This is a genomic window from Alistipes sp. An116 (assembly GCF_002161005.1).
GTDB lineage: Bacteria > Bacteroidota > Bacteroidia > Bacteroidales > Rikenellaceae > Alistipes > Alistipes megaguti.
The window spans coordinates 174,568-199,324 of sequence record NZ_NFLR01000004.1 but is presented as its reverse complement, the minus strand read 5'-3'; the positions used below and the strand labels follow the sequence as shown (position 1 = coordinate 199,324).

The 24,757-nt window shown below is 61.1% G+C and carries 20 protein-coding genes; 11 read left to right on the top strand and 9 right to left on the bottom strand.

Translation table 11 applies throughout. The annotated features are described in order from the left end of the window. Positions 1–117 precede the first annotated feature (117 nt). Positions 118–495, top strand: coding sequence for a 50S ribosomal protein L19 (rplS, locus tag B5E60_RS04390; RefSeq protein ID WP_087309714.1), 378 nt, complete (start codon positions 118–120; stop codon positions 493–495). 228 nt (positions 496–723) lie between these two features. On the opposite strand, the gene B5E60_RS04385 is transcribed toward rplS, so the two are convergent. After that, positions 724–2,013, bottom strand: a complete 1,290-nt coding sequence (locus B5E60_RS04385; RefSeq protein WP_087309712.1) for an MFS transporter — start codon at positions 2,011–2,013, stop codon at positions 724–726. Positions 2,014–2,048: 35 nt separating this feature from the next. Further along, positions 2,049–3,038 (bottom strand): polyprenyl synthetase family protein, encoded by a 990-nt coding sequence (locus tag B5E60_RS04380; RefSeq protein WP_087309710.1) that lies wholly within the window; start codon positions 3,036–3,038, stop codon positions 2,049–2,051. Between the two features lie 87 nt (positions 3,039–3,125). On the opposite strand from B5E60_RS04380, the gene B5E60_RS04375 reads away from it, so the two are divergent. The 10 genes from B5E60_RS04375 (at position 3,126) to B5E60_RS04330 (ending at position 15,642) form a co-directional block, all read left to right on the top strand. Beyond that, positions 3,126–5,666 carry a YfhO family protein gene (locus B5E60_RS04375; RefSeq protein ID WP_087309709.1) on the top strand — a complete coding sequence of 847 codons (2,541 nt, stop codon included), beginning with the start codon at positions 3,126–3,128 and terminating at the stop codon, positions 5,664–5,666. Continuing rightward, positions 5,656–6,537 (top strand): cell division protein FtsX, encoded by an 882-nt coding sequence (locus B5E60_RS04370; RefSeq protein WP_087309707.1) that lies wholly within the window; start codon positions 5,656–5,658, stop codon positions 6,535–6,537. Before B5E60_RS04375 ends, B5E60_RS04370 begins: the two co-directional genes overlap by 11 nt. Beyond that, positions 6,538–6,798, top strand: coding sequence for a DUF3098 domain-containing protein (locus tag B5E60_RS04365; RefSeq protein WP_087309705.1), 261 nt, complete (start codon positions 6,538–6,540; stop codon positions 6,796–6,798). 18 nt (positions 6,799–6,816) lie between these two features. Then, on the top strand, positions 6,817–7,608 hold the full coding sequence (locus B5E60_RS04360; RefSeq protein ID WP_087309703.1) for an undecaprenyl-diphosphate phosphatase: 792 nt from the start codon (positions 6,817–6,819) through the stop codon (positions 7,606–7,608). Positions 7,609–7,634: 26 nt separating this feature from the next. Continuing rightward, entirely contained in the window at positions 7,635–8,324 is a 690-nt protein-coding gene (gene truB / locus B5E60_RS04355; RefSeq protein WP_204246443.1) for a tRNA pseudouridine(55) synthase TruB, read from the top strand. A gap of 63 nt (positions 8,325–8,387) precedes the next feature. Continuing rightward, positions 8,388–9,437 (top strand): tRNA preQ1(34) S-adenosylmethionine ribosyltransferase-isomerase QueA, encoded by a 1,050-nt coding sequence (gene queA, locus B5E60_RS04350; RefSeq protein WP_087309699.1) that lies wholly within the window; start codon positions 8,388–8,390, stop codon positions 9,435–9,437. Between the two features lie 40 nt (positions 9,438–9,477). Beyond that, positions 9,478–10,284, top strand: a complete 807-nt coding sequence (locus B5E60_RS04345) for a glycogen/starch synthase (RefSeq protein ID WP_087309697.1) — start codon at positions 9,478–9,480, stop codon at positions 10,282–10,284. Then, positions 10,268–12,046, top strand: a complete 1,779-nt coding sequence (locus B5E60_RS04340) for a DUF4270 family protein (RefSeq protein ID WP_087309695.1) — start codon at positions 10,268–10,270, stop codon at positions 12,044–12,046. Before B5E60_RS04345 ends, B5E60_RS04340 begins: the two co-directional genes overlap by 17 nt. Positions 12,047–12,124: 78 nt before the next feature. After that, a complete protein-coding gene (gene topA, locus B5E60_RS04335) occupies positions 12,125–14,422 on the top strand; it encodes a type I DNA topoisomerase (protein WP_087309693.1) in 2,298 nt (765 codons plus the stop codon). Positions 14,423–14,448: 26 nt separating this feature from the next. Beyond that, entirely contained in the window at positions 14,449–15,642 is a 1,194-nt protein-coding gene (locus tag B5E60_RS04330) for an aminopeptidase C (RefSeq protein ID WP_087309691.1), read from the top strand. Positions 15,643–16,082: 440 nt separating this feature from the next. Here B5E60_RS04330 and B5E60_RS04325 read toward each other — a convergent pair whose 3' ends face one another. The 7 genes from B5E60_RS04325 to murG all read right to left on the bottom strand — a co-directional run bounded on the left by B5E60_RS04325 (position 16,083) and on the right by murG (position 24,663). Then, positions 16,083–16,649: a 4'-phosphopantetheinyl transferase family protein gene (locus tag B5E60_RS04325; protein WP_087309689.1), complete on the bottom strand. Its 567-nt coding sequence runs from the start codon at positions 16,647–16,649 to the stop codon at positions 16,083–16,085. Beyond that, positions 16,646–17,929: a gliding motility-associated protein GldE gene (gldE, locus tag B5E60_RS04320; RefSeq protein WP_087309687.1), complete on the bottom strand. Its 1,284-nt coding sequence runs from the start codon at positions 17,927–17,929 to the stop codon at positions 16,646–16,648. Before gldE ends, B5E60_RS04325 begins: the two co-directional genes overlap by 4 nt. A 16-nt stretch (positions 17,930–17,945) precedes the next feature. Continuing rightward, entirely contained in the window at positions 17,946–19,280 is a 1,335-nt protein-coding gene (gene ftsZ, locus B5E60_RS04315; RefSeq protein WP_087309685.1) for a cell division protein FtsZ, read from the bottom strand. A gap of 243 nt (positions 19,281–19,523) precedes the next feature. Beyond that, positions 19,524–21,041 carry a cell division protein FtsA gene (gene ftsA / locus B5E60_RS04310; protein WP_087309683.1) on the bottom strand — a complete coding sequence of 506 codons (1,518 nt, stop codon included), beginning with the start codon at positions 21,039–21,041 and terminating at the stop codon, positions 19,524–19,526. A 14-nt stretch (positions 21,042–21,055) separates the two neighbouring features. Then, positions 21,056–22,168: a cell division protein FtsQ/DivIB gene (locus tag B5E60_RS04305; protein ID WP_087309681.1), complete on the bottom strand. Its 1,113-nt coding sequence runs from the start codon at positions 22,166–22,168 to the stop codon at positions 21,056–21,058. Positions 22,169–22,180: 12 nt separating this feature from the next. Continuing rightward, positions 22,181–23,563, bottom strand: a complete 1,383-nt coding sequence (gene murC / locus B5E60_RS04300) for a UDP-N-acetylmuramate--L-alanine ligase (RefSeq protein WP_087309811.1) — start codon at positions 23,561–23,563, stop codon at positions 22,181–22,183. Continuing rightward, on the bottom strand, positions 23,563–24,663 hold the full coding sequence (gene murG / locus B5E60_RS04295; RefSeq protein ID WP_087309809.1) for an undecaprenyldiphospho-muramoylpentapeptide beta-N-acetylglucosaminyltransferase: 1,101 nt from the start codon (positions 24,661–24,663) through the stop codon (positions 23,563–23,565). Before murG ends, murC begins: the two co-directional genes overlap by 1 nt. Between the last annotated feature and the right edge of the window lie 94 nt (positions 24,664–24,757).

The following is a 24,757-nucleotide window of genomic DNA, read 5'->3' as shown; positions in this document are numbered from 1 at the left end:
TGGACAAGCCTTCGCCGAGCACCTCTCACACCGCAGGATTATCGGAAAAAGTCCGGTATGGTAGCCAGACCACAGCGGGAATGTCGAGTGCGAAACTTTAAAAAATTTGTTGCAACAATGAACAAGGACGCAATCATCAAGCTCGTCAACGAGCAGATGTGGCCCAAGACGGATGCTGACGTACCGTCGTTCAAGGCCGGTGACACGATCACCGTATCTTACCGAATCATCGAGGGTAACAAGGAGCGCCTGCAGAGCTTCCGCGGTGTCGTGATCCAGATCAAGGGTTCGGGCAAAACCAAGATGTTCACCATCCGCAAGGTCTCGAACGGCGTAGGCGTAGAGCGTATCTTCCCCCTCTACTCCCCTCACATCGACAAGATCGAAGTCAACAAGATCGGTGTCGTACGTCGCGCCCGCATCTACTATCTCCGCGATCTGACCGGAAAGAAGGCCCGCATCAAGGAGAAGCGCATGACCCGCACGGAGAAATAGGCTTCGGCGGAAATCGCACGAAAAAATGTCTCACGGTTGTCCGTGAGACATTTTTTTTGCACCTCGAAACGGCATGGAGCACCCGTCAACGCACGCCCGTCAACGCACGCCCGTCTGTCCGCCGGGCCTTCCTCCTCTCAGCCGCTCCCTCCTCAGCCCCCTCCCTCAAAAAAACGGGGCACTCCCCATCGAGAGCGCCCCATTTTTCCGAATCCAGACTCCGCGGAACTACTCCACCGGAATATCCTTGTTCACGTTCTTCGAACCGATCAGTGCGTAGTAGAGCAGGAAGGCCAGGCTGACGATGATCACCCAGTAGCTCGACAGATAACCGGCGATGTCGGCCACGTAGCCCTGGATCAGCGGAAGGATACCGCCGCCGCAAACCATCATCATGAAGATACCCGAACCCATCGAGGTGTATTTGCCGAGGCCCTCGACCGCCAGGTTGAAGATGCCGCCCCACATCACCGACGTGCACAGTCCGCACAGCGTGAGGAACATCACGCCGATCGGCACCTCGATCATTGCGAAGCCCGTACCCGTGAAGACCGGCATGCGGCCCGCAACCGTCGTCGGGGCGAAGATGCCCAGCAGCACGAAGACGATGGCCAGCAGGCTCACGAATGTCAGCTGCACGCGGCTCGAGACCTTGCCGCCGATCATGCCGCCCAACAGCCGGCCGACCATCATCAGGAACCAGTAGGTGCCCACCAGCGATCCGGCCGCGGCGGCTGCCATGCCCATACCGCTCGTTGCGGCATCGGGAGCTGCCGTCAGGAAGAGGTTCATGAAGTTCGGAATACCCACCTCAATGCCGACATAGATGAAGATGGCTACCGTACCCAGCACGAAGTGACGGAACGACAAGGCGCTGTGCGTGTCCTTCTTCTCGGCCTTGGCCTCCTGAATGGCATACGGCTCGGGGATCTTCACGGCCAGCAGCACCACGAAGACCACGGCAAAGATACCCATGGCGATGAACAGGGCGGGAGCCGCATCGCTGATCGTCGCATTGGCGGCATTGCCCATCAGGTAACCCACCAGAATCGGCACGATCGTCGCCGAGATCGAGTTCAGCGAACCGCCGAACTGGATCAGCTGGTTGCCCTTCTTGCCGCCGCCGCCCAACGTGTTGAGCATCGGGTTGACCACCGTGTTGAGCATGCACATCGAGAAGCCCGAGATGAAGGCGCCGGCCAGATAGATGCCGAAGCTGCCCGCCTCACCCGAGAGAAACTGGATGCCCACGCCGATAAAGCCCACGGCAATGGCCACCAGTGCCGTCTTCTTGTAACCGATGCGCTTGAGCATCAGACCCGCCGGCAGCCCCATGAAGGCATAGGCAATGAAGTTGGCGGCGTTGCCCAGCTGCGACATCCAGTTCGCCACCGAGAACTGGTTCTTCACGATTACGCCCAGCGGGTTCGTGAGGCCCGTCACGAACGAAATCATCGCAAACAGCGCGAACATCATGATGATGGGCAACGTGTAGTTTTTCTTTTGCGTTTGTTCCATATGGTTTTAGAAATGTTAGGTTAATTGAGTCCGAGTCATCGGTCCCGCTCCGCCACATAGGCGCAGAGGTTCACAAGCGCCGAACGATACTCCGAATCTTCGTAGTCCGAAAGCATCTCGACGGCCCGCGTGATATAGCCCTGCATCACCTCGCCGGCCTGACGGAGGCCCCCCTCCTGCTCCACCGTCGAGCGGAGGTACTCCACCGCGGCATCATCCTCGTGGCAATGGGCAAGCCGTTCGAGGAGCTCCGCACGCCGTTGCTCCGCGGCGTCCTCGAGTATGACCAGCAGCGGAAGCGTGATCTTGCCTTCACGCAGGTCGTTGCAGGCCGGTTTGCCGGTCTGGGCCGTCGGCGTATAGTCCAGGATGTCGTCCTGGATCTGGAAAGCCATGCCCAGCGCCTCGCCGAAACGGCGCATCGTCGTCACCTTGTCGCGGGTCGCCCCCACGGCCAGGGCGCCGGCCGAGGAGCTGATCCCCAGCAGACAGGCCGTCTTCTTGTAGATGATTTCGAGATAGGACTTGCGTGTCATCGTCCGGTTGGCAGCACATTCGTCCTGCAATACCTCTCCCTCACATAATGCAGCCATGGATCCGCAGATGTGCGTCACCAGGTCGAACTGCCCGCTCTGAAGCCCGATATTCATATTCCGTGCCAGGATGTAGTCGCCCAGAATAACGGCCTTGTGCGACTGCCAGCGGGCATTCACCGAGGCCCGGCCCCGGCGCGTGTCGGATTCGTCGATCACGTCGTCGTGGATCAGCGACGCCACGTGGATCATCTCCACCAGCATGGCCGCCAGGCAGGCCCGACGCCCCGTCGAGGCCCCCTTGACCGAGGCATTCATCGCCGCAGAGAGCATCACCAGCGTCGGCCGGATCCCCTTTCCCCGCGCGGAAAGCGCATAGCGCAACATATCGGAGAGCAATTCGCCCTCGGCCGTGAACTGCCGTTCAACAAACTCTTCGAACGCGGCCAGTTCCGCCGTGACGGGCTTGCGGATGTTTTCAAGCGTAATCATACTCGCAAAGATAGTCATTTTTCCCAATCCTGACTCGGACTCTCGCGCTTTTTTCGTACCTTTGGCCGTTGATTAAGAGTCGATGAAATGAATTTCAACCGCAAGAACATCGTCGGGATGATCCCCGCGATCGCTGCCATCCTGATCTTTTTCGTGGCCGCGGCTCTCTACTGCGCCCCGCAGTTCCGCGGCGAGGTCCTCCCGCAGCACGACGTCATCCAATACGAAGGCATGGCCCGGGATATCTCCCGGATGAGGGCCCAGACCGGCGAGGACCCCCAGTGGACCGGAGGTATGTTCGGCGGAATGCCCGCCTATCTGATCAACGTCGCCTACCCCGCTCAGCTGGTCAAAAACCACGTCGGAAAGGTCGTCCGTTGGATCGACACCCCGGCGGCCTTCCTCTTCTTCGCCATGCTCTCGATGTGGCTCATGCTCCTGATCTGCGGCGTGAACCCCTGGGTCGGGGTCGTCCCGGCACTGGCCTACGGCTTCTCGACCTACTTCCTGCTGATCATCGGCGCCGGCCACATCACCAAGATGTGGGCGCTGGTCTACGCCCCGCTGATGATGGGCGGGGCGTGGGCAACCCTGCGCCGCAACGTCTGGGCCGGAATGGTCCTGACGGCGCTGGCCACCTCGCTCGAAATCGGCGCCAACCACCCGCAGATCACCTATTATTTCCTGGTGGCCATGGCCGCCCTCTGGATCAGCGAAGGCATCGTCGCGCTGCGGGAGAAGCACCTCAAACAATTCGCCGTACGCACGGCAGCCCTCGCCGCGGCCGGACTGCTGGCCCTGGGATCGAACTTCGCCCCGCTCTGGTACACCGCCCAGCACTCGAAGGAGACCATCCGCGGCGGCTCGGAGCTGGCCGCCGCAGACAACGGCGGCGCCACCTCGGAAAGCGACTCCCACGGTCTGGACCTCGACTACGCCACGGCCTGGAGCTACGGCAAGACCGAGAGCTTCAATCTGCTGATCCCCGACTTCATGGGCCGCGAATCGGCCGCGCCGCTCCCCGCCGACGGACAGACCGCCGCCGAACTGACCGACATCGGCCGGCAGCTGGGCGCCCCCTCGCTCGGAAGCTGGGCCGCCCAACTTCCCGCCTACTGGGGCGAACAGCCCTACACCGCCGGCCCGACCTATCTCGGGGCTGCGGCCATCTTCCTGGCCCTGCTCGGTGCCATCTGGACCAGCGGCCGAAACCGTTGGTGGATCCTGGCCGTCTCGCTGCTGATGCTGCTGCTGGCCTGGGGCCGCAACTGGATGGGATTCACCGAACTGGCCTTCCGATACCTGCCCGGATACAACAAGTTCCGCACCGTCTCGATGACGCTCGTCGTCATCCAGTGGGCCGTGCCGCTGCTCGGTGCCTTCGCCCTGATGCGCATCTGGCGCGAGGAGATCCCCCGCGAGCGCTTCTGGAAGGGATTGGCCTGGGCCGCCGGCGTCACCGGAGGTCTCTGTCTGCTCTTCGCCGTGGCCGGAGGCTCGCTCTTCGACTTCGGGCGCGCGGCCAGCGCCGAACAGATGGGCGAAACCTTCCGCCAGCTCTTCCAGGCCAACGGCCTCCAGAGCTACGTCGACCGCGGCATGGATGTCGAATGGGGCGACGCCGTGGCCCGCGGAATCGCAGCCGACCGGCAGGCCATGATGCAGGCCGACGCCTGGCGTTCGCTCCTCATGGTGCTCCTGGCCGCAGGCTGCATCGCCCTCTGGGGGCTGAAGAAGATGGGCCGCAGCGTGCTGATCGCCGCACTGGCCTGTGTAATGCTGATCGACCTGGTGCCGGTCGACCGCCGCTTCCTCTCCTCGGAGGATTTCGTCTCGCCCCGCAGCACGCAGGTCTCCCCCTCGGCCGCCGACCGGGCCATCATGCAGGACAAGGATCCCGGATACCGCGTGCTGAACCTCACGGTCAGCCCCTTCAACGACGCCACGACCTCCTATTTCCACCGCTCGGTAGGCGGTTATCACGGCGCCAAACTGGCCCGCTATCAGGATCTGATCGACCGCTATCTGAACGATCTGAACCCCGCGGTGCTCGACATGCTGAACACCCGCTACGTGATCGTCCCCGGCGAGGACGGCCAGCCGCAGGCCCAGCGCCGCACGACAGCCTGCGGTGCGGCGTGGTTCGTCGATTCGCTGGCCGGCGCCGCTTCGGCCCGGGAGGAGATCGACCTGTTAGGGCAGGTCAACCTCCGCACGACGGCCGTCGTAAACACCGCACAGGCCGAAGCGGTCGCCGCTCGGCAGATGCCCCTCGGGCAGGACTCCACGGCCCGCATCAAGCTGGTGGAGTACCGCCCCAACTACCTCCGTTACGAATATTCCACGCCCGAGGAGGCCGTCGCGGTCTTCTCCGAAATCTACTACGACAAGGGGTGGAAAGCCTATGTCGACGGTATCGAAAGCCCCGCCTTCCGCGCCGACTACGTGCTGCGCGCCATGCGCCTGCCGGCCGGGCAACACACCGTCGAGTGGCGTTTCCGCGCCCCGGCCTGGAACACCGTCGAGGCCGTCACGGGCATCTGCTCGGCGCTGATCCTGCTCGGAACCCTGGCCGCCATCATCGTATTTGCCCTTCGCAAGAAAAAATCCGCACACCATGAAGGATGACAAAAGACTCAAACGCAAGGTTCGGAACTCCTACATCATCTCGACCCTCAGCATCACGCTCGTCCTCTTTCTGCTGGGATCGGTCGGCTATCTGATGGCCGCCGCCCTGCAGGTCGCAAGGACCCTTCAGGAGAGCGTCGCCGTGACGGTCGAACTCTCGAACGACCTCTCCGAGGAGCAGCGCGCCGAGATCGAAAAGCGGCTCGCGGCCGAGGATCTCATCGCCACGATCACCTTCTCGTCGAAGGAGGCGAAGGCCGAAGATACGGAGTTCCGCCGCATGTTCGGCGCCGAATTCGAGGAGGTGCTCGAGGAGAATCCGCTGCTCGACTCGTTCGAACTGACGCTCACCGCCGCATCGGCCGACCAGGCCCTGCTCGACGACCTGATCGGTGCCCTCGAACGCATCCCCGGCGTCGAGCGGGTCTCCTATCCCGCCCGGGTCGCCGAACGCCTCCACGCCACGGTGAGCAAGATCCGCCTCATCCTGATCCTCTTCGGCGGAGCGCTGCTCGTCGTCTCGCTCGTGCTGCTGAACAACACCATCCGGCTGGCCATCTTCTCGAAACGCTATCTGATCAACACGATGAAGCTGGTCGGCGCCACCAAGTGGTTCATCATGAAGCCCTTCCTCGGAAACAGCATCACGCAGGGGATCATCGCCGGCGTGGCCGCCTCGCTGCTCTTCGGCCTCGCGGTCTACGGCCTCAACGAGGCGGTGCCCGAACTGCTCACGCTGGCCGAAATGCGCCGGCTGGGTATCATCCTCGGCGCCATGATCCTCGGCGGCGTGCTCATCTCGGGACTCTTCACCTGGGTGGCTCTCAACAAATTCGTCAACATGAAGTCAAACAAGATATACCTTTATTAAATGAAAAAGAATCCCGCCAAAACGCCCGAGCAGCAGCCGGAAAACCCCCGCATGCCCCTCTCGCGTAAAAACTACATCCTGCTGGTCATCGGCCTTGCCACCATCCTCGTCGGATTCCTCCTGATGGCCGGCGGTGGCAGCGACTCCCCCGACGAGTTCAACTACGCCATGTTCTCCTGGCGGAGAATCACCCTCGCACCGATCCTCGTGATCGGCGGTTTCGCCTTCGAGATCTACGCCATCCTGAAACGCTTCAATTAACCCGTTCGCCTTCACACGATGGATACACTGCAAGCCATTCTGCTCGGCATCGTACAGGGAATCACCGAATTCCTCCCCGTCTCGAGCAGCGGTCACCTCCAGATCGCCAAGGAGCTGCTCGGCGTCCAGCTCGAAGAGAACCTCACCTTCGACGTCACACTCCATGCCGCAACCGTTCTGAGCACAATCGTCGTCCTGTGGAGCCAGGTCCGCCGACTCCTCACGGGGCTCTTCTCCCGCAGGTTCAACGACGAACAGGCCTACGTCCTCAAGATCCTCCTCTCGATGATCCCCATCGGCATCGTCGGGTTTCTGCTCAAGGACCGGCTCGACGCCCTGCTCAACGCCCCCTATATTCTGGTTGTCGTCGGCGCCATGCTCCTGCTGACAGCCGTCCTGCTCGCCTTCGCCTACTGGGCCAAACCCCGCCAGAAGGAGTCGATCTCCTACCGCGACGCCCTGATCATCGGTCTGGCGCAGGCCTGCGCCGCCATGCCCGGACTCTCGCGATCGGGGTCGACCATCGCCACCGGGCTGCTCCTGGGCAACAAAAAAGCGGCTGTCGCCCAGTTCTCGTTCCTCATGGTGCTGCTGCCGATCCTCGGCGAGACGTTCCTCGAGGCGGTCAAGGGCGAACTCACCGCCGGCGTCGGGACCGTGCCCCTCATGGCCGGATTCCTCGCCTCGTTCATCACCGGATGTCTGGCCTGCCGCTTCATGCTCGAGATCGTACAGCGCGGACGGCTCATCTGGTTCGCCGTATACTGCGCCGCTGCCGGACTGGTATCCATCATAAGCTATCTCTGCTGATGAAACAGACCCCCGATCTGCACGGCATCAACTTCGAGGAGGGCTACATCGCCGTACTGGACAAACCGCTGCGCTGGACCTCGACCGACGTGGTCCGCAAGATCAAGTTCTCGCTCCGCAAACTCGGCTACCGCCGCATCAAGGTCGGCCACGCCGGAACGCTCGACCCCCTGGCCACGGGCGTCCTGCTGGTCTGCATCGGCCGCGCCACCAAGATGGTCGACGCCCTGCAGGCCGAGGAGAAGGAGTACATCGCCGACGTCATGCTCGGCGCCACGACCCCCAGCTTCGACCTCGAACACGAAATCGACCACACCTATCCCTGGGAGCACATCACCCGCCAGGCCGTGGAGAAGGCACTGGCCGACTTGACGGGCCAACGCCTCCAGACCCCGCCCGTCTACTCGGCCAAGAAGATCGACGGAACGCGCGCCTACGAACTGGCCCGCGCCGGCGAGGAGGTGGCCGTGCGGCAGGCGCTGATCACCATCTACGAAATGGAGCTGCTCGAGTGCGAGCTGCCGAAGATCCGCGTCCGCGTCCGCTGCAGCAAGGGTACCTACATCCGCTCGCTGGCCCGCGAGATCGGTGAGGCACTGCAGAGCGGCGCCCACCTGACGGCCCTGCGCCGCACCCGAAGCGGCGGTTTTACCGCCGAAAACGCCTGGTCGCTGGACGAATTCCTTGAAAATCTGCAAAATCTTGAAACAAAATGACGTCTTTTACGTATAGAGAATAATCTGTCTTATTTTTCTGAACGTAAAAAAGCGTTTTTTGCTATGAAGTTATCGCAATACGGCTACGAGTTCTCCCCCGAGATGCTGGCCAAATATCCGGCCGAGAATCGCGACGAAGCCCGTCTGATGGTCATCAACCGCGCCAAGGGAACCATCGAGCACCGCATCTTCAAGGACATCATCGAATATTTCGAGGAGAAGGACCTCTTCGTCTTCAACGACACGAAGGTCTTCCCCGCCCGCCTCTACGGAAACAAGGAGAAGACCGGCGCCGAAATCGAAATCTTCCTGCTGCGCGAACTCAACCGCGACCTGCGCCTGTGGGACGTGCTGGTCGACCCCGCCCGCAAGATCCGCATCGGAAACAAACTCTACTTCGGCGACGACGACCTGCTCGTGGCCGAGGTCATCGACAACACCACCTCACGCGGCCGTACGCTGCGCTTCCTCTTCGACGGTTCGTACGAGGAGTTCAAGAAAACGCTCTTCTCGCTGGGCGAAACGCCGCTGCCCAAGTGGGTCCGCGAAAAGGTCGAACCCGAAGACGCCGAACGCTATCAGACCATCTTCGCCCGCCACGAAGGCGCCGTGGCCGCCCCGACGGCCGGCATGCACTTCTCCAAGCACCTGATGAAACGCATGGAGATCAAGGGCATCGACAGCGCATTCATCACCCTGCACGTCGGGCTGGGAAACTTCCGCACGGTCGACGTCGAGGACCTCTCCAAACACAAGATGGACTCCGAACAGTTCTTCGTCACCGAAGAGGCCGCCCAGGCCGTCAACTCGGCCAAACGCGCCGGACACAAGGTCGTCGCCATCGGCACGACCGTCATGCGCACGCTCGAAACCGCCGTCTCGACCAACGGCATGATCACCCCCATGGAGGGCTGGACCAACAAGTTCATCTTCGCCCCCTACGACTTCACCGTCGCCAACGCCATGGTCAGCAACTTCCACCTCCCCTACTCCACCCAACTGATGATGGTGGCCGCCTTCGGAGGGTACGAAACCGTCATGAACGCCTACAAGATCGCCCGCGAAGAGGGGTACCGCTTCGGCACTTACGGCGACGCCATGCTCATTCTTTAAAAAATTTTTCGTATCTTTGCAGGTATAAACCCCCGGAACCATGGCAAACAAGATTCTGTACGTATGTCAGGAAATCACCCCCTATCTCCCCGAAACGGAGGGGTCCCGGCTTTGCCGTGAACTGATACAGGCCATGCAGGAGCGAGGAAACGAAATCCGCACCTTCATGCCCCGTTACGGCTGTATCAACGAACGCAGGCATCAGCTGCACGAGGTCATCCGCCTCTCCGGCATGAACCTCATCATCGACGACAACGACCACCAGCTCATCATCAAGGTCGCCTCGATCCCCGCCGCCCGCGTACAGATCTACTTCATCGACAACGACGACTACTTTTCCAGAAAAGCCGTCCTGACGGATCCCGACGGCAACTTCTTCCCCGACAACGACGAACGTGCCATCTTCTTCGCCCGCGGCGTGCTGGAGACCGTCAAGAAGCTGCGCTGGACCCCGACCGTGGTCCACTGCCACGGCTGGTTCGCCGGCGTGGTCCCCGTCTATCTGAAGAAGGTCTTTGCCGACGACCCCCTCTTCCGAAACGTCAAGGTCGTCGTCTCCCTCTACGGAGACTCGTTCCCCGGGAATCTCGACCCGCAAATCAAGGAGAAGATCGCCGGTGAAGGGGTCAAAGACAAAAATCTCGACCTTCTCGACCTCCCTTCATACGAAAATCTCTGCCGCTTCGTTATGCATTATGCCGACGGGGTGGTCGCCGCATCGCAGGATCTCGACCCCAAGGTGTTGGAGTGGGCCCGCAACTCGGGAAAACCCCTGCTCGAATACCAAAGCCCCGACGCAGAGGACTTTTTCGATAATTACAACCGATTCTATGAAGCGATTCCATAACGCCCGCCGCTGTGCGCTCCGCTACTCCCTGATCGGACTGGCCGGAGCCCTCCTGCTCGGCAGTTGCACCCAGGTCGACGATACGCTCGGCGGCAACCTTATCCCCGACAACCAGCAGATGCGCGCCGGATTCGTGACCATCGACGGAACAACCAAAACCATCGACGGGCTGAATCCCAGACGGTATGTCGAAACCCGGCTCTTCAAAACCGACTCGATCGTCGGTTCGAACCTCTCGTACGGCTATTTCGGCACCCAGATGAACGATTCGATCGGAACGCGGACCGCCGGATTCCTCTCCCAGATGGTCAGTTACTATGCCGTGCCGGAAGGCTACTTCGGCTATATGCCGATCTTCGACTCGGCCCAGATCCTGTTGAGCATCAAGAGCCTCGGACGCGACTCCCTGACCGAACAGCACTTTGCCGTCTACGAGATCCGCAACAACGACTACATTACCCAGCGCGAGCGGAGCGATACGGTCTTCTATCTGGGCTTCACCCCCGACAAGCAGACCGTCAACACCGACGAGGAGCCGCTCTTCCGCTTCACGCTCGGCGGCGAGGACAAGTCCCCCTCCACCACCTCGGCCGTCACCATGACCGCAACCCGACAGGGCGAAGCCTACATCAGACGACTCATGCTGCAGGAGGGCACCTACAAGGATAAATACTCGATCTACACGACCGACAGCCTCAAGTACTTCATCGAAGAGTTCCCCGGACTCTATATTGCCCCGGATCCCGCCTACCGGCTCGACAAGACGGGCAAGAGCAACGTCGGAACGATCTTTGCCACGCAGCTCGATGCCTCGGGACTCTCGATCTACGGACGTAACCGCGTCAAGGGGGATCCTGCCCTCATCCAGGATACGATCGGCATGGTCTTCTACTTTTATGACTCATACGCTTCGAACGGAAACGTCTCGGTCAACTCAATCCAGCATGACTATGCGCAGATCACAGTCCCGGAACTGAAGTTCGACGCCGCGACCAACGCCCAGGAGCCGGAATCCGGCGCCGAGGATACGCGCCAGCCCGTCACGCAGCTGCGCGTCGAGGGAATGGGCGGTGCCATTACCGAGATGACCTTCACCCCCGAATTCTTCGCCAAACTCGAGGAGGTCATCGCCCAGGAGAATGCCAAGGACGGCAAGAACTTCCGCACGCTGGCCTTCAGCCAGGCCCGCATGTCGATCTACTTCTCCGAAAGCAGCTACGACTGGGGCGATCTCGACCCGAATCCGTCGACGGACGGAGGCGCCTCGCCCCTGCTGTCGCTCATCGAGGAGATGAACGCCGCACCGAACCGGCTGGGCCTCTACACCAACTACAAATCGCTGTCGCCCGTCTCGGACTACGCCTACAGCTACGAGCAGAACTACAGCACGACGCTCGCCTACGGCGGATACATCAACCGCAGCCGCGGCTGCTACGTACTCAACATCACGGGCTATCTGCAGCAGCTGTGGAACAGTTACATCAAGGTCAAGGAGGCCGCCGGCGCCGTCTATCCCATGCTGCCGCAGGCCGATGCACAGGGCAGCATCCCGGCCGGAGATCTGGCCGCCTTCCAGACGGGTTACGAAGCCTGGGAGAAGGCCGTCGACTGGGACAAGGTGGCCAACCGCACGGTCTACATCGGGCCGGAAGCCTACAGCTTCTTCACCAACTCGTTCGGCGTGATGCAGGGAGCCTCGACCGCAGACAACGAACTCAACAGTCCGATCCGTTTCGATCTGGCCTACAACCTGATCAAGTAACCGTAGTGACAAACCCTTTGGCGGAACCTAAGTGCAAAACTTAGGTTTTCGCATTTACAAGCCATCAATATACCATTCATGCAGGAGAATCTAGTAATCGTCGAGTCCCCGGCCAAAGCCAAGACCATCGAGAAGTTCCTCGGGAAGGACTTCGTCGTCAAATCGAGCTTCGGACACATCCGCGATCTGGCGAAAAAGGACCTCGGCATCAATATCGAAGAGGGCTTCAAACCCATCTACGAAATCCCAGCCGACAAGAAAAAGGTCGTCGACGAACTCAACAAACTGGCCAAAAAGAAGACCGTCTGGCTCGCCTCCGATGAAGACCGCGAAGGAGAAGCCATCGCATGGCACCTCACCGAAGTGTTGGGGCTCCCCGTCGACCAGACCAAACGCATCGTCTTCCACGAAATTACCAAACGCGCCATCCTCGAGGCCATCGAGAAACCGCGTACGGTCAACATGAATCTGGTCAACGCCCAGCAGGCCCGCCGCATCCTCGACCGCCTGGTGGGTTTCGAACTCTCGCCCGTGCTGTGGAAAAAGGTGCGGCCGTCGCTCTCGGCCGGACGCGTGCAGTCGGTGGCCGTACGGCTGATCGTCGAGCGCGAACGCGAGATCATCGCCTTCCATTCGACCCCCTATTTCCGGGTCGTGGCGCAGTTCCACGCCGCAGAGAATCCCGACAAGACCCTCTTCAGGGCCGAACTCCCGACCCGCTTCGAGACGGCCGAGGAGGCCGAATCGTTCCTGCGGTCGTGCATCGGCGCCACGTTCACCGTCGCCAGGTCGGAGGAGAAACCCGCCCAGCGCTACCCCGCCCCGCCGTTCACCACCTCGACGCTGCAGCAGGAGGCCGGCCGCAAACTGGGCATGTCGGTCTCGCGGACAATGGCCGTCGCACAGCGGCTCTACGAACAGGGATTGATTACCTACATGCGTACCGACTCAGTGAACCTCTCGCAGCAGGCGCTGGCCCAGTGCAAGGAGGAGGTCATCAAGCTCTACGGCGAGAAGTACTCGCGCTGGTATAACTACAAGACCAAGACCAAAGGGGCCCAGGAGGCGCACGAGGCCATCCGTCCGTCGTACATCGACCGCCAGTCGATCGAGGGCACGGCCGAGGAGAAGCGGCTCTACGACCTGATCTGGAAGCGCACGGTCGCCTCGCAGATGGTCTGCGCCGAGCTGGACCGCACGACGATCACCATCGACATGTCGGGATCGCAGCACCAGTTCGTGGCTCAGGGCGAAGTGATCCGTTTCGACGGTTTCCTGCGCCTCTACTCCGAGTCGACGGATGACGACCAGGCGGCCGAAAGCGGCGAAGGACGTCTGCCAAAACTCGCCACGGGCGACCGCCTCGAGGCCGCACAGATCACCGCGACGGAGCGCTTTACGTCGGCTCCGGCCCGCTACAACGAGGCCTCGCTGGTCAAACGCCTCGAGGAACTCGGCATCGGGCGCCCGTCGACCTACGCCCCGACCATCACGACGATCATCAACCGCGGCTACGTCGTCAAGCAGAACCGCGACGGACAGAAACGCAGCTACACGCAGCTGACGCTCAAGGAGGGCAAGATCGCCGGCGAAACCCTCACGGAGAACTACGGCAAGGAGAAGAACCGCCTCTCGCCCACGGATATCGGCATGGTGGTCAACGACTACCTCGAGGAGCAGTTCGGACCGATCATCGACTACAACTTCACGGCCAACGTCGAGAAGGAGTTCGACCGCATCGCCGAAGGAGACATCACCTGGGAGAAGATGATCGGCGACTTCTACGGACCGTTCCACAAGATGGTCGACGCGGCCATCACCTCGCAGAACACCAAACCCCGCGAGGTCCGCATCCTGGGCACCGATCCCAAAACGGGCCACACGGTCAAGGCCCGCATCGGCCGCTACGGCCCGATGGTCGAGATCGAAGGGGCCGAGGGCGAGAAGAGCCGCTTCGCTTCGCTCAAGAAGGGGCAGCTCATCGAGTCGATCACCCTGGACGAGGCGCTGGAGCTCTTCGCCCTGCCGCGCGAGGTCGGCGAACTCGACGGCGAAAAACTGACGATCGGAATCGGCAAATACGGACCCTACGTCCGCTACGGCAGCTCGTTCGCCTCGCTGCCCAAGGGCGACGACCCCTACACGCTGACCCACGAACGGGCCGTGGAGATCGTCCGCGAACATCAGGCTGCCGCAGCTGCCGCCCACACGCCGCTGCGCAGTTTCGAGGAGGATCCCGACATGCTCGTCAAGAACGGCCGCTACGGCGCCTACATCGCCTACAAGGGCAAGAACTACCGCATCCCCAAAGGGACGAAACCCGAGGAGCTGACCCTCGAGGAGTGCCTGAAGATCGTTGCGGCCTCGAAAAAATAGATCACACCAAAAACCTCAAGGATACGATGAAAAACCTGCTTACGACGGCTCTCGCACTCTGCCTCGCACTCGGAGCCGCAGCCCAGACACCCGATTCGACCCAAGGGTACCGCTTCACCGAAGGCAAGATCCTCCGCACGACGCCGGTCAAGGACCAGAGCCGCAGCGGCACCTGCTGGTGCTACTCGACGATGACGATGCTCGAGAGCGAGATCCTCCGCGCCGGAGGTCCCGAGATGCACCTCTCGGAGATGTGGATCGTCCGCCACTCATTCATGGACAAGGGCGAGAAATACGTCCGCCTGCACGGGAAGCTCAACTTCGCCGAAGGCGGCGCCTCGCACGATGTGACCGAGGGAATCAAACGCCACGGAATCGTCCCCTTCGAGGTCTATCCCGGATTGAACTACGGTACGGAGAAGCCCGACTTCCATGAGATTTCGGCCGTACTGAAGGCTTATCTCGATGCCGTCATCGAGGCTTCGGGCGAGAAGAAGCCCCTCTCCACGGCCTGGAAACGCGGTTTCAACGCCATTCTCGACGAATACTTCGGTCCCCTGCCCGAGCGTTTCACCTACCAGGGCAAGGAGTATACCCCGCAGACGTTTGCCGAATCGCTTCCGATCCGCATGGACGACTATGTCGATCTCTCCTCCTTCACGCACCACCCCTTCTACGAGCCCTTCATGATCGAGGTGCCCGACAACTGGATGTGGGCTTCGGTCTGGAACCTGCCGCTCGACGAGATGATGCAGACCATCGACCATGCCCTCGAAAACGGCTATACGGTAGCCTGGGGCACGGACGTCAGCGAAAAGGGATTCAGCCGTACGAAGGGCATCGGCATCATCCCCGAGGCCAGTCTCGAAGGGATGAGCGGCACGGAGGCCGAGAAATGGGGCAAACTCACAGACCGTGAGAAGGAGGCTGCCCTCTATAGCTTCGACAAACCCGGCAAGGAGCGCACGATCGACCAGCAGATGCGCCAGGAGGCCTTCGACAACTACGAAACCACGGACGACCACGGCATGGTGATCGTCGGCACGGCCACGGATCAGATCGGGAACCGATACTACAAGGTTCAGAATTCGTGGGACGTCGTACCGCCCTACGACGGTTTCTGGTACTTCTCGCGTCCGTTCGTCGCCTACAAGACCACCTCAATCATGGTCAACCGCAATGCCGTTCCCAAGGAGATCCGCAAGAAACTCGGCTGGTAACCCCCCCCAACCGATCTTCCCAAAAGGGAAGCGCCCGGCTCCATGGTGAGTCGGGCGCTTCCCTTTTTATTGAAGTTTTAAATTTAAGTCGTTGTTAAAGGGAGATTTACATCTCACGATACTTGATGCTCTCTCCCAACATAATCAGAGCAGTACGTAACCACTCACCAAGCTTTGCCTTCATAGTAAATAATTTTAAATAATTATTAAAATATTTTATCATTAAAGCGACGGCAAAGGTAATGCGGCGGAAGCAAACTTGCAAATATTTTATTAAGATTTTTTACGAAATATATAAATTTTTTGAAGAATACCTTGAAGGTCGGTTGCACACACAAGGGATACACCCACGCAGTATACTGTATTACAATAGATTACACTACGCCCGGAGAAGAAACGGGGGCGGTCCGACGTCCGGATAAAATTCCAAGAAGAGCCTCTCAACAAAAAGAGACCACCAGAAAACCGTCGGAACAGGCCGAGGAGAGCGTTACCGGCCTACCGGAACCAATACGCCCGACCAGCCGGCCACCGGCCAGATCGGCCGCTTCGATATGGAGATCCTCGCGGAAATCGAGCCCGCTCCGACCGGCCAGTTTGTAGAGAGCCTCCTTGGCACACCACACATAGCCCGGCCACAACGGATCCGTTGACAGACAGCGCTCGGCCGACGTCATATAACGGTCGGCCACACGGGAGAAATCCCGGCCGGACGGTTCGATATCAATGGCACAAGGATGTTGGGAGAGGCAGACAGCCACCCGTCCGTCGCAGTGCGAGACCGAAACGAAGGCCTCCCCGTCGGGAAGAATCGGGGCTCCCAGGTCGTTATACGCAATCCGGACATCCCGTCCCAGCTCGCGTCTTACCAGGGTCCGCCAGGTGAGGTATTCGCTGCGGCGGCGTTCGTTGCGGAACGTGGCGGCACGGAACTGCTCCCCGGGAGTGGTCCATGCGGCCGTTTCGTCGGGTGTCATCGGCCGTTCGATGATCAGACGGGGTATCATGGAAGATCGACGCGGATTTTGTCGATCCGGTGCCCCTCCATCTCCTGAACCGTGAAGCGGATACCATGTGAGAAGAAGGTATCCCCCTTGCGCGGGAAGTCCCGCTTGAGCTCGAGCATCAGACCGGCCAGGGTATCGGCCTCGCCCTTCACGTCGGCGAAGGTATCCTCGTCGAGTTCGAGGATCCGCTCGAAGTCGCCCAGATGGGTCTTGCCCTCGAAGAGGTAGGTCTTGGCATCGAGACGCGTATAGAAGGTCTCTTCGTTGTCGCTTTCGTCCGAAATCTCCCCGACGATCTCCTCGATGATGTCTTCGAGCGAAACCAGCCCCAGCGTCGAACCGTACTCGTCAACCACAATGGCCATGTGCACCTTGTTCGTCTGGAAATCGGCCAGCAGATCGTTGATCTTCTTATGCTCGGGGACAAAGTAGGGTTTGCGCATCAGCTGCTGCCAGGCAAAATCCTTCCCGTTGTTGATATAGGGGAGCAGATCCTTCACGTAGAGGGTTCCGCGGATGTTGTCCATATCCTCCTCGTAGACCGGAATGCGCGAGAAGCCCGACTCGATGATCGTATGCTTCACATGGTCGTAGTCGTCCGTGATGTCGAGAGCCGTCATGTCGACGCGCGGCTTCATGATCTCCTGCACCTCGGTGTTGACAAAGTTGACGATGCCCGAGAGCATCTCGTGCTCCTCGGGGCTCGAGCTCTGGGTCATGTCCACGGCGTCGGCCAGCTCGTCGAGCGAAATCTCGCTCTTGTGGGCGGCCTTCTCGCTGATGCGGCTGCTGGCATGGACCAGCAGGTAGGAGAGCGGGTAGAAGATCCACCGCAGGACCGACAGCGGACGGGCCACCATGAGGGCGAAACGCACGGGCATGGTCTGCGCCAGCACCTTCGGAAGAATCTCGCCGAACAACAGCAGCAGGAAGGTGACCAGCACCGTCTTGAAGAGGAATTCGAAACGCAGGAAGGTGAACAGCGAATCGATGATCCCGGCCGTGAGGATGACGATGCAGATATTGACCAGGTTGTTGACCACCAGAATCGTGGCCAGCAGCAGATCGACATCCGAGAGCATGCGCAGGACAGCCGCGGCCCGGGGGTTGCGACTCTTCTGAAACTGGCGGATATCGTTGTGCGAAAGCGAGAAGAACGAGGTTTCGGAGCCGGATACCAGCGCCGAAATACTCAACAAGAAGAGTGTCACCGCACACAGTACGACGACATGCGGCGTAAACCCGTGAAAGGCGATCCAGGAATAAGCGGCTTCTTCCAAGTTTTCCGGTTATTGGTTAATCAAACAGCGATCCGCCCTTCGGCTCTTCACGCTGCGTATTTTTTGCGGGGGTCTCCTCCTTGATCACCTCCTTGCGCCCGCCGGGCATCTGGACGATGAACTTCGAATTGCGCGTCTGGTAGGCCGGTTTGGCCAGCAACGCATCGATATCTCCATAACGGGAGGATTTCGCACCCAGCATCACCTGCTCGGGCTGACGAACAACCGGTTTAGGCGCCGCAGGCTTGATCGGCTCCAGCACCGGAGGTACGGAGGCCTGCTCGGGCTTCGGCGTCGTCTGTTCTGCCGTACGCTGCGCCGGGATAATGGGCTTCATGCCATGGGCCTCCTCGTCGCCGTCGAATCCCGTGGCGACCACCACCAGCTCGATGGCATTGCCCAGCTGCGGCTTCTCGCTCGTACCCCAGATGATGTTGGCATTGTGGATGACCCCCTGTTCGTCCTGCACGCTGGCATGCGACTGGATGTACTCCAGAATCTTGACCACCTCCTCGTACATCAGGCTGTCGGCATTCGACACCGAGATGTTCAGCAGGATATTCTTGGCTCCGGAGATCAGATTGTGGTCCAGCAGCGGCGAGCGCAGTGAAGCCTCGGCAACCGCCTCGGCACGGTTGTCGCCCTCGGCCGTGGCAACGGCCATGTGGGCCCGGCCGCTGTCGCGCATCACCTTCGAGACATCGGCAAAGTCGACATTCACCAGATCGCTCTCCACGGTGATGATCTCGGCAATGCCCTTGGCCGCCGAGGCCAGAATGTCATCGGCCTTTCCGAAAGCCTGCTTGAGCGAGAGGCGTCCGTAGATCTCCAGAATGTTTTCGTTGTTGATAATCAGCAGCGAATCGGTCGTACCGCGCAGTTCGTCGATACCGCGGAAGGCCTGTTCGTAACGGATCTTACCCTCGACAGCCAGCGGCGAGGTGACGATGGCCACCGTCAGAAGCCCCATCTCCTTGGCAAGTTTCGCAATCACGGGCGAGGCTCCCGTACCGGTTCCGCCGCCCATGCCGGCCGTGATGAAGAGCATCTTGGTGCCGGCCTCCTCAAGTGCCTGCCGGATCTCGGGGAGTGTCTCGACGGCCGCACGGCGTCCGTTTTCGGGATCGTTGCCCGCTCCGAGGCCCTCGGACCCCAGGCGGATCTTCTTCTCCACGGGGCTCTTGTCCAGCGCCTGCTGGTCGGTATTGCACACCATGAAGGTGACGCCCCGGATTCCGAGGTTCCACATGTGATTCACGGCATTGCCTCCGGCTCCGCCCACGCCGACCACCATGATAATCGATCCATCGGTACGCGGAACCTTGATTTCCGACATCAATTCGTCTGTCATATCTGAATTCTCTTTTTTTATCGTCTCCATTCGAGGCGGGTCGGGGACTTCGGCAAACCGGCCTCCCAAAACCCACACTCCATATCTTTTCCTGCTCTCACTGTCCGCCATCACGGTCCGTCCCCGGCTTCGGCAGTCCCTTCTCGGCGCCCACATTCTCCGGCGGCCCCTCCTTCTCAGATGCCCCTCGGCGGCCCCTCCTTCTCAGATACCCCTCGGCGGCCCTTCTTCGCCCCCCCTCGATCAGATTTCCTCGTCCTCGGCGGCCGAGAAGCTCTTGTTGATCTTGTCGAAGGTATTCTGGAAGATCGAGCGCCAGTCACGTTTGCGACGGGTTTCGGGCTGATGCTTCTCCTCCTGCGACTCCTCGGCGGGAGCTACCGGCTCCGATTCGGCCGGCTCGGGAGCAACGGCCGCAGGAGTCGGCTGCGGCTGGCGCGGCGGCACGTGGCGGAAGCTCTCCGGGGCCGGAGGCGTCGGCGTATAGGGCTGACGCATGCCTGAAGGCCGCACCGGATTGGGAATATTCATCCCCGGAGCAGCTGCTGCCGAAGCAGCACTCTGCGTCGTGGCGGCCGGGGCCACCGGATTCTCGATGACCATACAACCGCCCAGCTCAGCGCCGTGAAGCAGGATGCCGACCACCGTCGAAAGAGCCGGATCGGCCACCTTGGCCTTCGACGTCCCGGTGATCCCCTCTTCGGGGAGCGCAACACGGACATCCATGCCCGTTATGCGGCGAAAGAGCTCGTCGAGATGTTTGAGTTTGGCCGAGCCGCCCGTCAGCACAATGCCGTAGACCAGTTTGTCGGCAAAACCCGAATCCTTGATCTCCTGCTGCACGAACTCCACGATATCCGTGGCCCGGGCCTCGATCACCGTGGCCAGGTTCCGCAACAGGATGTCCTTGGCCTCGCGGGGCGTACGTCCGTTGACGCGGACGAGTTTGTCCTCGGGGGCCAGTTCGGCCACTGCCGAACCATATTTGAGTTTGAGGCTTTCGACCAGCTTCTCGGGCACGCTCATCGTGCGGATGTCGCTGTTGATGGCCGAGGCGCCCATCGGGATCGAGGCGATGTAGCGGATCACGTTGCGGTAGTAGACCGTCACGTCGGTCACACCGGCGCCGACGTTGACCACCGCAGCCCCCTCCTCCTTCTCGTCGGGGAGCAGCACGGCCTCGGGCGTGGCCATCGCATCGGAGACCACCCCCAGCATCCGGATGCCGAGACGTTTCAGAGCCATGTCGAGACGCTGTATCGGCGTCTTCTGGCAGAGGATGAAGTTGAATGTCGAGCCGAGTTTCTTGCCGAACGACCCCACGGGGTTATGCACCTCCTGGCTGTCGTCGACCACGTAGTTCTGGGGGACACGCTCCATGATCGTCTCGTCGTCGGGCGCCTGGACGTTGCGCATCCGGTCAAACAGGGCGTCGACATCCTTCTGGTTGACGCCGTTCTGAGGATCGTAGACAAAGACGTGGTCCGTGTGGCGGGCGCAGCGTACGAACTCGCCGGAGATCCCCGCATAAGCCTCCGTGATGCGGATGCCGAACTGCTCTTCGACCTCCGAAACCGCCGACCGGATAGCCTGACTCACCAGTTCGATGTTCTCGATCAGGCCCGCATGAACACCCTCCTTCACGGGCTTCGTGACGACACACGCCACATCGAGCAAACCCTCCGGAGTCCGCTCCCCGACGGCTACCTTCACCGACGAGCACCCCAGATCGATCGCTACGGTATAATTTTTTCTTTCCACGGTATATTGTTCCTTTACTTTTTGCAGACTACCTGATTGTCGTATCGGATGTCGATCACCCGGTAGGTGTCCCAGCCCAGCGTCGAAAGACCGTTGCGGTAGAAGCGCAACAGTTTGTCGAACTTGCGGTCCACCTCCTCCAACCGACCGAAAAGGATCGTATAGCTGCCGCTGCGCGGGGTCAGCTCTACCTCCAATGCTCCGCTGGGGGTCGTATAAGCGGCTATCTGCACCACCTCCGACCTCCAGAAATCATCCTCTTCGACAGTCTCCACAAAGGTAAGGAGTTTCATGAAATCTTCGTAGCTTTTCTCCAACTTTTTTTGTTTGCGGAGCTCGGCCTCCTGCTGGCGGTCGATCCGTTCGAGCTCGTCGCGAATCACCCGCGTGCGGTAACGCCACGTCCGACGCGCCTGCGCCTTCTTCTCCCGCAGCTGTTCGACGCGTTTGTCGAAAGCCCCGGCACTCTCGCCCTTCCACCAGCGGCGCCTCAGCCGTTCGCGACGAATCATCCGATATTCATTCTCGTAGGTCTGTTCACGCCGGTAAACCGGAATCTTCGACCGTTCGAGTTCGGCAATCCGCTCGTCGCACTGCCGCAACCGCTCGTCCAGGTAATCGCGCGCATCGCCCACATAATCCGTCGGGAAGGGAGGCCTGTAGGAGCCCGTCACCACCGGCACGTAGAGCGACGAGGCCCGCGGTGCCGCAAAGACATATCCCGCCGAGGTGACATAGGCGTTCATCCCGTCGGTCAGCAGTCGCAGCAGCGGCTCGCGCGGCGCGATCTTCACGTGCAGCACCCCCGGATCGGAGACGTAGGCCACCACCCGCTCCACAAAGCCGTTGCGGGCGATCAGCCGTTCGATTGCGTGCAGATCCACCTCTCCAACTGCCGTGCCGATCGTGCCGATTCCGCTCTGTGCAATCCAGCTCCGCACCTGCCGGCCCGTCACCAGATAGCCCTGCGACGTACTGTCGACCACCTCGATCTCCAGACTCCGGACCTGCCGGACCCTGCGTGCACGGCACACCGAGATCCCCGCCCACACCATGTAGACGAGAACACCCAGCCACAGGGCTCCCAGAATGACCGGTCGGAGATATTTCAGGGTCGGTTTCGCCATCGGGCTTCGGGATCAGGATTTCCGTTTGAGCACCTCGGCCAGCGCCTCGCAGCAGGCGTCGATGTTCCCGGCTCCGAAGCTGATCACCACGTCGGTATCCATCGCGGCGACCGTCTCGGCCAGATGTTCGCGGTCGACGATGCGGCACGGGACCGTCACCCGTTGGGCGATGATCTCCGACGTGATCCCCTCGATGGGCTCCTCGCGGGCCGGGTAGATCGGCAGCAGCACCACCTCGTCGGCATGCGACAGCGCCTCGGCAAACTCCACGTAGAGGTCCCGCGTGCGGGTATAGAGGTGAGGCTGGAACAGTGCCGTGATGCGCCGTCCGGGGAACATCTTCCGCACCGACGTCAGCGTGGCGGCCAGTTCGCGCGGATGGTGCGCATAGTCGTCCATGTAGACCTGCTTCGGCGTATTGACATAGAACTCGAAGCGGCGCTTCACCCCCGAGAAGGTGGCCAGCGCCTCACGAATCCGATCGGCGTCCAGCTCCTGACCCACGAAATGGGCCGCACACCAGACGGCCGCCACGGCTCCCACCGAGTTTTCGATGTTGACCCACCCCGGGACGCCGAGCGTACACCCCTCGATCGCCCCCGACGGCGTGACGATGTCGTAGCGATAGTGTCCGCCGCCGATCAGCTCGACGTTGCGGGCGTAGAAGTCGCACGGCGTATCATAGGCGTAGCGATAGACGGTGATCTCCGAATTGTCGATCGTCAGATCAAGCCCCTGCTTGATGATGAGGTAGCCGTCGGGGCGGATCTGGCGGATGAACTGCACGAAGGCCACCTTCAGAGCCTCGTGCGTACCGTAAATGTCCAGGTGGTCCGGGTCGGCCGAGGTGACCACCGCCACGTCGGGGTACAGGTGCAGGAACGAACGGTCGAATTCATCGGCCTCGACGGCCAGCCGTTTGCCGTCGCCCAGCACCAGATTGCCGTCGAAGTTCTTCGAGATGCCGCCCAGAAAGGCCGAGCCGCCGCCCGTCAGCGCACGGTTCAACCATGCGATGAGGGTCGAGGTGGTCGTTTTGCCGTGCGTGCCGGCCACCGCCATCACGTATTTCCCCTCGGAGAGATGTCCCAGCATCTGCGAACGCTTCTCGATACGGAAGCCGTGTTCGCGGAAGTAGGTGTATTCGCTGTGGTCGTGCGGCACGGCCGGCGTGTAGACCACAATCGTGCGGGCCGGGTCGAGGAACTCCGCCGGGATCAGCCGCACGTCGTCCTCGTAGTGGACGGCGGCCCCTTCGGCCTCCAGCTGATCGGTCAGACGGGTCCGCGTGCGGTCGTAACCGCCCACCCGGCACCTTTCGTGCAGAAAATAACGCGCCAGGGCACTCATTCCGATGCCCCCGATTCCGAGAAAATAGACACTCTTGCGTTCCATCATTTTATCACTTTGAGGATCTCATCGACAATATCGTCCGCTGCGTGGGGTTTGGCCAGCAGCTCCAGATTGCGGCTCATCGCCGCCAGCCGTTCACGGTCGCCCAACAGCTCCAGGGCCAGCGGCATGGCCCGCGTGCGGCACTCCGCGTCGGGAACCACCACGGCCGCCCCCTTCGCTTCAAGGGCCCGGGCATTCTTCGTCTGGTGGTCTTCGGCCACGTTGGGCGAGGGCACGAAGAGCACCGGACGGGCCACCAGACACAGCTCCGAAACCGTGCCGGCACCGCTGCGCGAGACGACCAGATCGGCCGCCGCATAGGCGTAGTCCATGCGTTCGATGAAGGCCCCCTGCCAGACATGCGCCGCGGGGTGGGCCGCCAAAAAGGCCTGCATCTCCCGCTCGTAATACTTGCCCGTCTGCCAGATCACCTGCACGGGTGCCTTACCCCCCGTATCGAGGATCCATTGCTTCATCATCTCGTTGAGCGAACGCGTCCCGAGCGATCCGCCTACGACCAGAATCGTCGGCAGATCGGCCGTCAGTCCATAGTATTTCAGCGCCTCGGTGCGGTCGGCCCCCTGCTTCGAGAAGCGTCCCCGCAGCGGATTGCCTGTCAGCGTGATGCGGTCGGACGGGAAGAAGCGCTCCATTCCCTCATAGGCCGTGCAGATGCGCCGTGCCCGCCGGGCCAGGATCTTGTTCGTCACCCCGGCGTAGGAGTTCTGCTCCTGGATCACCGTCGGGACGCCCATGTGCTGGGCCGCCCACAGCACCGGAGCACTCGCATAGCCGCCGAAGCCCACCACGGCATCGGCCCCGAAATCACGGATCACGCGCCGCGCCATCCGCAGGCTTCGCAGCACCTTCAGCGGCACGAGCAGATTGTGCCAGTCCAGACGGCGCTGCAGACCGGCGATCGGCAGACCGACGATCCGGTAACCCAGCGCCGGGACCTTCTCCATCTCCATCTTCCCTTCGGCGCCGACGAACAGCAGTTCGACCTCGTCGCCCAGACGGCGTTTCAACGCCTCGGCAACCGCCACGGCCGGATAGATATGGCCGCCCGTACCGCCGCCCGAAAGAATAATTCGTTTCATATCGTTTTTCCGTTTCAACTTTTCCATTTTCTCCAGCCGAATCGGAACCCGGAAAACCCACGTCTTCGGTTTCTACATCCGACTCTTTGTTCGG

Coding starts and splice junctions, on each gene's coding strand:
- rplS (WP_087309714.1), top strand. CDS start 118: ATGAACAAGGACGCAATCATCAAGCTCGTCAACGAGCAGATGTGGCCC.
- B5E60_RS04385 (WP_087309712.1), bottom strand. CDS start 2,013: ATGGAACAAACGCAAAAGAAAAACTACACGTTGCCCATCATCATGATG.
- B5E60_RS04380 (WP_087309710.1), bottom strand. CDS start 3,038: ATGATTACGCTTGAAAACATCCGCAAGCCCGTCACGGCGGAACTGGCC.
- B5E60_RS04375 (WP_087309709.1), top strand. CDS start 3,126: ATGAATTTCAACCGCAAGAACATCGTCGGGATGATCCCCGCGATCGCT.
- B5E60_RS04370 (WP_087309707.1), top strand. CDS start 5,656: ATGAAGGATGACAAAAGACTCAAACGCAAGGTTCGGAACTCCTACATC.
- B5E60_RS04365 (WP_087309705.1), top strand. CDS start 6,538: ATGAAAAAGAATCCCGCCAAAACGCCCGAGCAGCAGCCGGAAAACCCC.
- B5E60_RS04360 (WP_087309703.1), top strand. CDS start 6,817: ATGGATACACTGCAAGCCATTCTGCTCGGCATCGTACAGGGAATCACC.
- queA (WP_087309699.1), top strand. CDS start 8,388: ATGAAGTTATCGCAATACGGCTACGAGTTCTCCCCCGAGATGCTGGCC.
- B5E60_RS04345 (WP_087309697.1), top strand. CDS start 9,478: ATGGCAAACAAGATTCTGTACGTATGTCAGGAAATCACCCCCTATCTC.
- B5E60_RS04340 (WP_087309695.1), top strand. CDS start 10,268: ATGAAGCGATTCCATAACGCCCGCCGCTGTGCGCTCCGCTACTCCCTG.
- topA (WP_087309693.1), top strand. CDS start 12,125: ATGCAGGAGAATCTAGTAATCGTCGAGTCCCCGGCCAAAGCCAAGACC.
- B5E60_RS04330 (WP_087309691.1), top strand. CDS start 14,449: ATGAAAAACCTGCTTACGACGGCTCTCGCACTCTGCCTCGCACTCGGA.
- B5E60_RS04325 (WP_087309689.1), bottom strand. CDS start 16,649: ATGATACCCCGTCTGATCATCGAACGGCCGATGACACCCGACGAAACG.
- ftsZ (WP_087309685.1), bottom strand. CDS start 19,280: ATGACAGACGAATTGATGTCGGAAATCAAGGTTCCGCGTACCGATGGA.
- B5E60_RS04305 (WP_087309681.1), bottom strand. CDS start 22,168: ATGGCGAAACCGACCCTGAAATATCTCCGACCGGTCATTCTGGGAGCC.
- murC (WP_087309811.1), bottom strand. CDS start 23,563: ATGGAACGCAAGAGTGTCTATTTTCTCGGAATCGGGGGCATCGGAATG.
- murG (WP_087309809.1), bottom strand. CDS start 24,663: ATGAAACGAATTATTCTTTCGGGCGGCGGTACGGGCGGCCATATCTAT.